We start from the raw sequence: 11,591 nt of genomic DNA, 5'->3' as shown, positions 1-11,591 counted from the left end.
CACCGTGGACCCGCGTCAGGACTTCCATGAGGACTTCGGGATCACCGGGCTGTCCCGCTACATCGGGATGCAGCTCAAGTACTTCGACGCGCCCGGCTGCCTGGACCTGGTCCTGGCCCTGTCCGAGGACAGGGGGGGTTCGGCGTACGTCAAGGAAGTCTTGGACGACGCCCGGCGCCTGGCACGGTCGTCGTTGCCGGATGAGGCGCTGTCCGCCTTGTGGCTGGCCGCCGTGAATGGCCGGTTCGATCCGGCACGTGCGAATATTCCGGTACGCGCCTGGTTCGACCGGATCGCGGACACGTGCATTGGCTATGTCCGCAGGGACGACCCCTCGTTCGAGCCGGAAGAACCGGAGCGGGACGGCCACCCCGAACTCGGAGCCACCGTGCTGGCGGAACTCCGCGCGGTCGAAGCGGTGCTGGCGGAGAAGGCCGTCACCAATCTCTACGTGCCACCGCTGCCCGGGCTGGTGCCCGCCCTGGACGCCGCAGTCACCGCGCTGGGATCCGATCTCGGGTTCAGGCTCTTCCTGCGGGCCATGAAGGTGTACTTCGTTCCGATCGGTCCGGGCCGCCTGGCCCGGTTCGAGGAAATCGGCCGCGTACTCGGCTACCACGACTGGGTCGTCGAGGACGGCAACCTCAACGTCTGGTCGGACCTGGAGGACTGACCCTGACAAGAAGCCGGGCCCGCTCTGCCGAACAGAGCGGGCCCGGCCTCTGTTGTTTGCGGTCAGTGTGGAGGGCCGGATTCAACTGCGCACGCCCGGCACGCCCGGGGGCGCCAGGCCGGCGGGACGGCATGCCGGTCCTCGGTGCCGCGGCGGCGGGCTCCGGCCGGCCATCGCGGGTTGAGTGGCGGCAGTCGACGTGCAGGCCGGTCGACCCCTGCGCTGCGGGAACGTGGCTCCGCTCAGGCCCCCTTGGGGCGGGTGCGGGCGCGGAGGTGGAGGCGTTCGCCCTGTTTGCCGAAGAGGCTGAGGACTTCGACGTCACCGGCGCCCGCGGAGCCGAACCAGTGCGGGTTCTGGCAGTCGAACTCGGCCGCCTCGCCCGGGGCGAGGACGACGTCGTGCTCGCCGAGCAGCAGCCGCAGGCGGCCGGAGAGCACGTAGAGCCATTCGTGCCCGGTGTGGGTGGCGAGGGAGGGGGTGTGCTGGGCCGCCGGGATGGTGATCTTGAACGCCCGGGGCTCGGTGCGGTGGCGGGAGAGCGGGACGAAGGTCCGCCCGTCGGCGCGCCCCGGGTGCTGGTGGACGCGCGGGTCCTGGACGCGCGGGGCGGCGACGATCTCGTCCAGCGGGACGGCGAGGGCGGCGGCGATCGGCAGCAGGAGTTCCAGGCTGGGTTTGCGCTGCTCGGACTCCAGCCGGGAGAGCGTGCTCTTGGAGATGCCGGTGGCCTGGCCGAGCTCGGCCAGGGACATGCCCTTGCGCTCGCGCAGCCGGCGCAGCCGGGGGCCGATCTGGCGCAGCGTGGCGGCGATCTCGGGGTTGGCGTCCTGGTCCATACGGACGATCGAACCAGGACGTCCCGGTCGCGGCAACGCTGCTACGGCGCGGTGGCGGTGCGCAGCACGGCCTGGTCGCCGTGGGGGCCGTAGAGGTGGAGGATCTCCACGGCGTCGGGGCCCGCCGGGCCGAACCAGTGCGGCTCGGCGGTGTCGAACTCGGCGGCCTCGCCGGGGCGGAGGGTGAACGCGCGGTCGCCGAGGAGGAGCCGCAGGTCGCCGGCGAGCACGTAGAGCCACTCGTAGCCGGCGTGGCTGACCAGCCGGGGTTCACGCGGGGCGAGGACCTGTTTGAAGACCTGCACCCGGCCGGGGTACTGGGTGAGCGGGACGAGCACGCTGCCGGTGTCGCGCCGGCGGGGTTGCAGGTGAACGCGGGGGTCGCCGGTGGCGGGGGCGGCGATCAGGTGGTCCAGGGCGACGCGGTGGGCGCGGGCGAGCGGGATGAGCAGGTCGAGGGTGGGGCGGCGGTGGCCGGACTCCAGGCGGGAGAGGGTGCTCACGGAGATGCCGGTGGCGGTGGCGAGGGCGTCCAGGGTGAGGCCTCGGCCGAGGCGCAGCGCACGCAGCCGGGGCCCGATGGCGGCGATGGTCTCCGCGACGTCGTCGACGTCGACGTCGTCGGTGGCGGCGGTGGCGGCGGTGGCGGTGGCGGGGTCGACGTCGTCGGTCGTGGCGGGGTCGGCGTCCATGAACGTGATTCTGCCCCGGGACCAGCCCTTTGCGGTTTCCGCAAGAACGCTGCCCCGCAGCCCTCCCCCGGCCCCAGCATGGGCGCGCCGTGATGACGATCCGACCGGAAGGCGTGTCCACCCCATGACCACCACCGCGACCGCACACCCGTCCCCACCCCCGCCCCCGCTCACCGCCCGTCGGCGCTGGACCGTGCTCGCCGTCTGCGCGCTGAGCCTGTTCCTGGTCGGCCTGGACACCACGATCGTCAACGTCGGCCTGCCGGCGATCGGGCGCGGGCTGCGGGTGGGCACCCGCGACCTGGAGTGGATCGTGGACGCCTACACCGTCGTCCTCGCCAGTCTGCTGATCACGGCCGGCGCGCTCGCCGACCGCTTCGGGCGCCGCCGGGTCTTCCAGTGCGGCCTGCTGCTCTTCGGCCTCGCCTCGCTCGGCTGCGCGCTCGCGCCGTCGACGGGCGCGCTGGTCGCGGCCCGCGCCCTTCAGGGCGTGGGCGCCTCGATGCTGAGCCCGGTGGCGCTGGCGATCGTGGTGAACGCGATGCCCGACCCCCGGGAGCGGGCCCGGGCGATCGGGGTGTGGGCGTCGGTGTTCGGGCTGAGCATGGCGGCGGGGCCGGTGACCGGCGGGGCGCTGGTCGCCGCGTTCGGCTGGCGGTCGGTGTTCTGGGTGAACGTGCCGGTGGTGGCGGTGGCCGTGGTGCTGACGGCGCTGGTCGTGCCGGAGTCGCGGGCGCCGCGTGCCCGCCGGCTCGACCTGCCCGGGCAGGTCCTGCTCACCGCGGCCGTGGCGGCGGCGGTGGCCGTGCTGATCGAGGGACCGCGGCTGGGCTGGGCCTCGCCGTGGGCGCTCGCGGGGTACGCGGTGACGGCCGCGGCCACCGCCGGGTTCGTGCGGGCCGAACGCCGCCGGGCCGAACCGCTGATGGACCTCGCGCTGTTCCGGCGGCCGGTGTTCGGCACGGCCGTGCTGGGCGCGGTGGCGGTGTTCGTGGCGCTGACGGTGAGCCTGCTGCTCACCACCTTCCAGATGCAGCACGGCCGGGGGTGGACGCCGCTGACCGCCGGGCTGGCCACGCTGCCGATGGCGCTGGGGGCGACGGTGTGCGCGCCGCTGTCCGGCGTGCTGGTGAGCAGGGGCGGACCGCGCCGGCCGCTGCTGCTCGCGGCCTGGTTCACCGCGGCCGGCGGGGCACTGCTGCTGGTGCGCACCGGTCTGTCCGACGGGAGCCCGGCCGACGTTCCGGTGCTGCTGGTCGCGCTGCTGCTGCTCGGCACCGGCTTCGGCTTCGCCAACGCGCCGATCACCAACACGGCCGTCGGCGGCCTGCCGGCGGACCGCGCCGGGGTGGCCGGCGCGATCACCTCGACGGCCCGGCAGCTCGGCTCGGCCGTCGGCATCGCCGTGGCCGGCGGCCTGGTGGCGGGCGCGACCCCGGCCGGCCTCGCCGCCGCCTCCCGCCCGGGCTGGCTGCTGGTCACGGCCTGCGGTCTGTTCCTGCTCCTGGTCGCCCGCGCCTCCCGGCAGCGCTGACCGGAACGGCCGCCCGGGCCCCGTTCCGGACCGCGTGTCGCGGACGGCCCGAGGGGGCCGCGGGTCCTCGACGCGCCGCGCGCCGCCGAGGGGTGGCTCGACGGCCCGGCGGTCGTCGTCACCGGCGCCGCCGAGCCCGGGCCCGCACCCCCAGCGGTCCTGCCGCCACGACGGGCCCCGGCGCACCGCGCCACGGGCCCGCCCCCCACGCCACCCGCCACCCGGGACCGCCACCGGACGACCCCGGGCACGGAACCGCCCCACGGAGCGGTCCCGTGCCCCGGCGGTCGGTCCTGCCGCTACTCCTGCGGCGGGACCACCGCCGACGCCGTGCCGCCGGTCAGCTTCAGCAGTTCCTCGTACGTCATCGGCACCACCGTGTGCGGGTGGCCGGCGGCCGCCCACAGCAGTGCGTGACCGGCGAGGTCGGTGTCGACGACGGTGCGCAGCGGCGCCGGGTGGCCGACCGGGGCGACGCCGCCGATGGCCTGGCCGGTGGCCTCCCGCACCTGGGCCGCGCTCGCCCGGGTGATCGGCCCGGTACCCAGGGCGCGGGCGAGGAAGGCGGTGTCGACGCGGTGGGCGCCGCTGGTCATGACGAGCAGGGGCTCGCCGTCGCAGACGAAGACCAGGCTGTTGGCGATGGCGCCGACCTCGCAGCCGAGGGCGGCGGCTGCCTCGGCGGCGGTGCGGGCGGAATCGGGCAGGACGCGGATCTCCCCGGGCAGGCCGGCCTCGGCGAGGGCGTCGGCGACCGCCCGGCTGCTGCTGGGCAGGGATGTGTCGTCGGTCATCGCCCCATCCTGCCGTACCGCCCCGTCCCGCCGTGCTGCCCCGGCGCCCGCGGGAGCCGAGGACCCGGCACCCGCCCGCCCGACGGCGCTGAGCACCGCCCGGACGCCGGCCGCCAGCACCGAGGAGTCGCGCCCGGCGCCCCAGACCACCTGCCCGTCCACCCGGGCCTCGACGTAGGCGACGGCGTCGCTGTCGGGCCCGGTGCGCACGGCGTGCTCGGTGAACTGCAGGATGTCCACCTCGTGCCCGGCCGCGCCGAGCGCCGCCGTCACGGCGGCCAGCGGCCCGTTGCCCTCCCCGCGGTGCCCCTCCCCGCGGGGGCCGTCCCCGCCGGGCGTGAGCGACAGCGTCGCCCAGTGCCGCCCGTCGGCCTCCCCGGTGCGCCAGCTCGCCGCGGCGGGCGCCGCGTCCAGGTAGGCGGCGCGGAACAGGGCGTACAGCTCGTCGGCGCTGACCTCGCGTCCGCTGTCGTCCGTCGACTCCTGGACCACCCGGGAGAACTCGATCTGCATCCGGCGCGGCAGGTCCAGCCCGTGCCCGGTCTGCAGCAGGTAGGCGATGCCGCCCTTGCCGGACTGGCTGTTGACCCGGATCACCGCCTCGTAGTCGCGCCCGAGGTCGGCCGGGTCGATCGGCAGGTACGGGACGTCCCACGGGGCCTGCCGCTCGGGCACGCCGAGGCGGGCGGCGGTGGCGGCGTGGTGGGCGAGGCCCTTCTTGATGGCGTCCTGGTGGGTGCCGGAGAAGGCGGTGTGGACGAGGTCGCCGACGTAGGGGTGGCGTTCGGGGACGGGCAGCCGGTTGCAGTGCTCGACGGTGCGGCGGATCCCGTCGATGTCGGAGAAGTCGAGCATCGGGTCGACGCCCTGGGTGTACAGGTTCAGCGCGAGGGTCGCCAGGTCGACGTTGCCGGTCCGCTCGCCGTTGCCGAACAGGCAGCCCTCGATCCGCTGGGCGCCGGCCAGCAGGGCGAGTTCGGCGCAGGCGATGCCGGTGCCGCGGTCGTTGTGGGGGTGGACGGAGAGGATCACCGCGTCGCGCCGGGCCAGGTGCCGGTGCAGGTACTCGATCTGGTCGGCATAGACGTTGGGGGTGGCGATCTCGACGGTGGCGGGCAGGTTGTGGATCACCGGGCGGTCCGGATCGGCGTCCCACAGTTCGGTGAGGCCGTCGCACAGCTCCAGCACGTAGTCCGGTTCGGTCAGGTTGAAGACCTCGGGCGAGAACTGGAAGCGCAGGCCGGGGCGGTCGCCGCCGCGGCGGGCCATCCGCTCGGCGGCGGCGGTGACCAGCTCCCGCACCTGGGCCCGGTCGCGGCCGAGGACGAGCTCGCGCCAGACGGGGGCGGTGGCCGTGTAGAGGTGGACGACGACCCGGGGCAGTCCCTCGACGGCTTCGAAGGTGCGGTCGATCAGGTCGGCGCGGGCGGCGGTGAAGACCACGACGGTGACGTCCTCGGGCACCGCGCCGGGGGTGGTGGCGAGGTGGCGCACGAAGTCGAAGTCGGTCCGGCTGGCGGAGGGGTAGCCGACCTCGATCTCCTTGAAGCCCATGGCGAGGAAGAGGTCGAACATCCGGCGCTTGCGGCCCGGGTCCATCGGTTCGGCGAGCGCCTGGTTGCCGTCCCGCAGGTCGACCGGGACCCACAGCGGGGCCCGCTCGATCCGCCGGGCGGGCCACCGGCGCCCGCCCGGCAGGGCGTCGACGGGCGGCAGCGGGACGCGCTCGTGGGCGGGGCGGTAGCGGTGGGAGGGCATGGAACCGGCGCGTTGGGGGTTCCAGGCGGGGGCGTCGGCGGGGACGGGCCCGGCGGGTGTCCGCAGGGTGGCGAACGGCTTGACGTTCTGTGCGGGTTCGGTGGAGCGCACGGGGTGCGGCGTCCTTCCCTGGTTCGGTGTCGAGGGGACGACGACCGGCAGCACGGCGACCCGCAGCGGGGTGCCGGTCTGTCAGACCCCGCTGCGGCCACCGAGAAGAAGGTTCCACGTCTGCATGATGGCGAGTACCGTAGCCGTGAACCGTCCGGCGGGACAACCCCGTTCCACTCTGCGGGACTTGCCGCACGGACCGGCGGGCGCCACCGCGCGACCGGCCGGACCTGCCGCGCGGCACGGCGGAGCGGGGCGCGCGGCGGCCGGGGAAGCGCCCCGTGGGAGCCGCGGATCCCGCCCCGCGGCGATGTCAACGACTTGTGTGTGCACGGCCCGGAGATCGAACGGGCTTTCACTCCTCACACACCGTATGACTAGTATCGCCTCGTCATAAAGCCCGTGCCCCGGTCGGTGCGGCCCCTCCCGGGCCGACCGCCAGCCCCAAGGAGTCAGCTCTGCGCGCGCGTGCGAATCGGCGGCCCCCGACGCCGAAGGCCCCCCGCAGGCGTCGTCCGCGCCTGTCACTGCGGACGGCACTGCTCGTCCTCGCCCTCGTCCCCAGCATCGCCCTGGCCGTCCTGTGGGCGGTCACCAGCGGTGTGACCTTCTTCGACTTCCAGCGTCAGGCGGACCAGGGACTGCTGGCCCAGAAGGCGGGACAGCCGTCCAACATCGTCTACTACAACCTCCAGGAGGAGCGCCGCCTCACCGCCGAGGCGCTCGCCCGGCCCGGCACCGCCGCCGTCACCGACCAGCTGAAGCGCCAGCGCCAGCTCACCGACGAGGCCGTGCAGAAGTTCCAGGTCCTCTCCCGGGAGACCGCCGACAGCGCTCCCGCCGAGGTGCTCACGGCCGTGGCCGAGGCCCGGCGCGCGATGGACAGGCTGGGCGACCAGCGGGCCGCCGTCGACAAGGGCACCGCCGACCAGCAGAGCGTCTACGCGTACTACACCGACCTGATCGCGGTGGACCTGCGGCTGTTCACCACGCTCAGCCACGGCGACAACGGCGAGGTCACCTGGATCTCCAAGACCCTGGTGAACTCCTTCTGGGCGAAGGAGATGCTGGCCCGCGAGGACGCGATCCTCGCCCGCGGCTGGCCCTCCGGCAAGCTCGCCGCCGCCGACTACCAGCTCGTCCAGCAGGCCATCGGCGCCCAGGAGCACCTCTTCTCCGTCCAGGTCGTCCCCTACCTCCCGGAGGACGAACGGGGCACCTGGGCGGAGCTGATGAGCGGCAGCGCCTGGCAGGCCAAGACCTCCGTGGAGCAGGCGCTCACCCGCCCGGCCGTCGCCGACGCCACCGGCACCGTCCGCCTGCCGCCGCTGCAGGACCAGTGGCGCCAGGCCCTCGACCAGATCAACCCGCAGCTGGTGAAGGCCCTGGAGACCCGCACCGACGGCGTGGTCGAGGTCGGCAAGGGCACGTTCCTCTCGCTGCTCACCCGGGTCGCGCTGACCGCCGCGATCGGCCTGCTCGCGGTGATCGCGGTGGTCGTCACCAGCTGGCGGCTGACCCGCTCGCTGCGCCGCCGGATCAAGGACCTCCACCTCCAGGCGCAGGAGCTGGAGCGCACCCTGCCCGAGGTGGTCGAGCGGCTCGCGCGCGGCGAGCAGGTCGACGTCGAGGCCGAGAGCCGGGCGATCACCGCCGGGGCCCGGGCCCGCGGCGGCGACGAGCTGGCCGAGCTGGGCCAGGCGCTGAACCTGGCCCGCACCTCCGCGCTGGAGACCGCCGTCCGGCAGGCCGAGCAGCACCGCGGCTTCGAGCGGCTGCTCCAGCGCATCGCCCGCCGCACCCAGCTGCTGATCGGCCAGCAGCTGCGCAAGCTGGACACCCTGGAGCGCCGGCACGAGGACCCGGACGTCCTGGAGGGCCTGTTCGACCTCGACCACCTGACGGCCCGCCTGCGCCGCTACGAGGAGAACCTGGTCATCATGGCCGGGGGCCAGCCGCAGCGGAAGTGGCGCAAGCCGGTGCCGCTGCTGGACGTGCTGCGCTCGGCGCAGGGCGAGGTGCAGGAGTACCGCCGGATCGTGCTGGACGTCGAGGGCCACCCCTGGCTCTCCGAGCGGGCGGTCGGCCCGGTCGCCCACGTGGTCGCGGAGCTGATGGAGAACGCGGCCAGCTTCTCGAAGCCGCCGACGCCGGTCGACGTGCGGGCAGCCGTCGTCGGGCGCGGGCTCGCCATCGAGATCGAGGACCGCGGCCTCGGCATGGACCTGGAGCAGTACGACGCGGCCAACGCACTGATGGCCGCCGCGCTCGCCGACGACCCGCCGCGCACCGACATGCTGGCGCGCGGCGACGACATCCGCCTCGGCTTCCACGTGGTGGGCCGGCTGGCGGCCGCGATCGGCCTGCAGATCGAGTTCCGCCCGTCGGCCTTCGGCGGGACCAGGGTGGTCGTGCTCGTCCCCGGCGAGTACGTGCTGGACGGCGACGCCGGGCTGCCGGACGGCGCCGAGGTCACCCCGATCCCGCTCGCCCGGCGCCAGCGGCCCGAGCAGCGCAAGGAGCCCGCGCCGCTCGCCTCGGTGACCGAGATGCCCTCGGCCGCGCCCGCCCCGGCGTCCTCGCCGGTGGTCGCGGTGGACGAGGCGGAGGAGCGCGCGGCCCTCGCGGCGCCCGGGGCGGACCCGGACCCGGCGGGCGGCGACTGGTTCACCCCCGGCGCCCACCCGGCCCCGGCCGAGGCCTTCGCCCACGTCGAGTACGTGCCGCCGTCCGACGACGAGGTGTTCGGGGCCCCGGCCCGCGAAGGCTTCGAGGACGGCTTCGGGAACGGTGCCGACGACGGTTTCGGCAACGGCTTCGGCGGGGGCTTCGAAGGCTTCGGCGGCGGCTTCGGGCACGGCGAGGCCGACGGCTACCTGTACCCGCTCGCCGAGGCGGGCCGGCCGGTCGAGCACGGCGCGCCGTACGGCGCCCGGGCGGCGCACGGCGCGCCCGACCGGCCCGCGCAGCCCCGGTACGACGACCCGGCCTACCCGGACATCGCCTACGCCACGGTGACGCCCGCCGAGGCCCCGTACGCCGACGAGCAGTACCGGCCCGCCGACCACTACCGGCTGGCCGAGCGGCGGCGCGAGGACGGCACCGGCCCGGCGCCGCAGCCGGCCCCGGCCTCCCCGGCCCCGGCCGCGCCGCAGACCGGCTCCCAGCCCCCGCTGCCGCAGCGGGTCCGGCAGGCCAGCCTGGCCGCCGAGCTGCGCGTCCCCCCGCCGCCCCGGGACTCCTGGACCGGCCACCCCGGCGCCGGAGGGACCGGCGCGGGCGGCGCCGGCACCGGGAACGCCGGCACCACTGCCACCGGCACCGCCGCCCAGCCCGCGGCGGGCCCGTTCCAGCGCCCGGCGCGCCGCTCGGGCGCCACGGTCGGCGCCTTCCAGCGCCAGTCCCGGGCCGCCCGCGGCCTCGACGGCGCCCTGCCCGGCACCACCGACGACACCGCCACCGGCTCCGCCGCCGGCGCCGACCGCACCGCCGCGGACCACGCGGCGCAGCGCGGCCTGCCCCCCGGCCCGGCCGCGCCCACGGCCGTCACCGGCCCCCCGACTCCCGCGCCGGGTCCCTCCCCCTGGGCCCTCCCGGCCGCGGACCCCCGAACCACGAGGACGGAAGAGCAGTCATGAACCGCACCATCGCCACCCACCAGGACCTCGACTGGCTGCTGGACGGACTCGTCGACGCGGTGCCCGGCACGAGAAGCGCCGTTCTGCTCTCCGACGACGGCCTGGTGGTCAGCCACTCGCGCTCCATCGACCGCGCCGACGCCGAGCGCCTGGCGGCCGTCGCCACCGGCCAGCAGAGCCTCGCCCGGGGCATCGGCCAGCTCTTCGACGGCGGTCCGGTCCACCAGGTGATCATCGAGCTGGCCGAGCTCTGGCTGTTCGTCATCGCCGCCGCCCAGGGCACCCACCTGGCCGTGGTCGCCGACCAGGAGGTGGACGCCGAGGTGATGTCGGTGGCCATGCACCAGCTCGTCCAGCAGGTCGGCCAGAAGCTCAGCACGCCGGTCCGCAGCGAGTTCGACGCCTTCGCCGCCAGGAACCGGGGGTGACGCTCCGGTGAGGCCGCACTGGAGCGAGCTGCCCGACGAGGACGAGGACGAGGACTACGGCGCGGGCACGATGGTGCGCCCGTACACCATCACCCGCGGCCGGACGGCGCCGGAGCACGACCACCTCACCCTGATCACCCTGCTGACCACGGTGGAGGAGCTCGCGGACCCGGTGCTGGCCTCCCGGTCGTCGGGCGTCCGCGGCCTGCAGCCGGAACACCGCCTGATCCTGGAGCGGTGCCGCCGGCCGGCCGCCGTCGCCGAGGTGGCGGCCGGGCTCGACCTGCCGGTCTCGGTGACGAAGATCCTCCTGGGCGACCTCATCGCCCAGGGGTTGCTGCGGGCCCGGGCACCGATCTCGGTGGCCCGGGCCTCGGGGGACGGCGGCCTGGACCTCGGGCTGCTGACGGCCGTACGCGAAGGACTCCGGAGGCTCTGAACCATGGCACCATCCGCACCTCTCCCCTCCTCCCCCCCGTCCCCCCTCACGGCCGCCGCGCCCGCGGCCCTGAAGATCCTCATCGCCGGCGGCTTCGGGGTGGGCAAGACGACCCTGGTCGGGTCGGTGAGCGAGGTCGCGCCGCTGCGCACCGAGGAGTACCTGACCCGCGCCAGCGAGGGCGTCGACGACCTGTCCGGGGTGGACAGCAAGGAGACCACCACGGTCGCCCTGGACTTCGGGCGGATCACGGTCAGCCCGGAGCTGGTGGTCTACCTGTTCGGCACGCCCGGCCAGGAGCGCTTCTGGTTCATGTGGAACGACCTGGTGAACGGCGCGCTCGGCGGCATCGTGATCGCCGACACCCGCCGGCTGGAGACCAGCTTCGCCTCGATCGACTTCTTCGAGAGCCGGGGCATCCCGTTCGTGGTGGCGATCAACTGCTTCCACGGCGAGAACACCCGCACCGTGGCGGAGGTCCGGGCCGCCCTGGACCTCGATCCGCAGGTACCGATGCTGGTCGGCGACGTGCGGGTGCGGATGTTCGGGCGGGACCTGCTGCTCGCGCTGGTCGACCACCTGATGGAGCTGGCCGGCGCCCCGGTCGGCTGAAACGTTTCCCCGCCCTTCCCGCCCCGCCCTCCCCGTCCCGCATTCCCCGTCCCGCCTTCCCCGTTCCGCCTTC

9 protein-coding genes and 1 pseudogene are annotated in these 11,591 nt (G+C 75.2%); 6 read left to right on the top strand and 4 right to left on the bottom strand.

Annotation, left to right across the window (positions count from 1 at the left end):
• Nucleotides 1-4: 4 nt before the first annotated feature.
• Nucleotides 5-673 (top strand): hypothetical protein, encoded by a 669-nt coding sequence (locus tag ACF1AK_RS12095; RefSeq protein ID WP_391498688.1) that lies wholly within the window; start codon nucleotides 5-7, stop codon nucleotides 671-673.
• 242 nt (nucleotides 674-915) lie between these two features.
• Here the strand turns inward: ACF1AK_RS12095 and ACF1AK_RS12090 are convergent, their stop codons facing one another.
• On the bottom strand, nucleotides 916-1,512 hold the full coding sequence (locus ACF1AK_RS12090; RefSeq protein ID WP_391498687.1) for a helix-turn-helix domain-containing protein: 597 nt from the start codon (nucleotides 1,510-1,512) through the stop codon (nucleotides 916-918).
• Nucleotides 1,513-1,553: 41 nt separating this feature from the next.
• Nucleotides 1,554-2,204 (bottom strand): helix-turn-helix domain-containing protein, encoded by a 651-nt coding sequence (locus ACF1AK_RS12085; protein WP_391498686.1) that lies wholly within the window; start codon nucleotides 2,202-2,204, stop codon nucleotides 1,554-1,556.
• A 124-nt stretch (nucleotides 2,205-2,328) separates the two neighbouring features.
• Here ACF1AK_RS12085 and ACF1AK_RS12080 point away from each other — a divergent pair, with 124 nt between their 5' ends.
• On the top strand, nucleotides 2,329-3,738 hold the full coding sequence (locus tag ACF1AK_RS12080; RefSeq protein ID WP_391498685.1) for an MFS transporter: 1,410 nt from the start codon (nucleotides 2,329-2,331) through the stop codon (nucleotides 3,736-3,738).
• A 299-nt stretch (nucleotides 3,739-4,037) separates the two neighbouring features.
• On the opposite strand, the gene ACF1AK_RS12075 is transcribed toward ACF1AK_RS12080, so the two are convergent.
• Together ACF1AK_RS12075 and ACF1AK_RS12070 are read right to left on the bottom strand one after the other, a co-directional pair.
• Entirely contained in the window at nucleotides 4,038-4,532 is a 495-nt protein-coding gene (locus tag ACF1AK_RS12075; protein WP_391499048.1) for a YbaK/EbsC family protein, read from the bottom strand.
• Between the two features lie 72 nt (nucleotides 4,533-4,604).
• Nucleotides 4,605-6,290, bottom strand: a pseudogene (locus tag ACF1AK_RS12070) (2-isopropylmalate synthase); the annotation flags it as partial.
• A gap of 713 nt (nucleotides 6,291-7,003) precedes the next feature.
• Here ACF1AK_RS12070 and ACF1AK_RS12065 point away from each other — a divergent pair.
• The 4 genes from ACF1AK_RS12065 to ACF1AK_RS12050 are packed head-to-tail and all read left to right on the top strand — an operon-like array spanning nucleotide 7,004 to nucleotide 11,518.
• Nucleotides 7,004-10,039 carry a nitrate- and nitrite sensing domain-containing protein gene (locus ACF1AK_RS12065; RefSeq protein WP_391498684.1) on the top strand — a complete coding sequence of 1,012 codons (3,036 nt, stop codon included), beginning with the start codon at nucleotides 7,004-7,006 and terminating at the stop codon, nucleotides 10,037-10,039.
• Nucleotides 10,036-10,467 carry a roadblock/LC7 domain-containing protein gene (locus tag ACF1AK_RS12060; protein ID WP_391498683.1) on the top strand — a complete coding sequence of 144 codons (432 nt, stop codon included), beginning with the start codon at nucleotides 10,036-10,038 and terminating at the stop codon, nucleotides 10,465-10,467. The genes ACF1AK_RS12065 and ACF1AK_RS12060 overlap by 4 nt, the downstream gene beginning before the upstream one ends.
• A gap of 7 nt (nucleotides 10,468-10,474) precedes the next feature.
• Entirely contained in the window at nucleotides 10,475-10,906 is a 432-nt protein-coding gene (locus tag ACF1AK_RS12055) for a DUF742 domain-containing protein (protein WP_391498682.1), read from the top strand.
• Nucleotides 10,907-10,909: 3 nt separating this feature from the next.
• Nucleotides 10,910-11,518 (top strand): ATP/GTP-binding protein, encoded by a 609-nt coding sequence (locus ACF1AK_RS12050; protein WP_391498681.1) that lies wholly within the window; start codon nucleotides 10,910-10,912, stop codon nucleotides 11,516-11,518.
• The last annotated feature ends 73 nt before the right edge of the window (nucleotides 11,519-11,591 follow it).

Source organism: Kitasatospora sp. NPDC015120 (assembly GCF_043080305.1).
GTDB lineage: Bacteria > Actinomycetota > Actinomycetes > Streptomycetales > Streptomycetaceae > Kitasatospora.
This window is presented reverse-complemented; position numbering and strand designations above follow the sequence as displayed.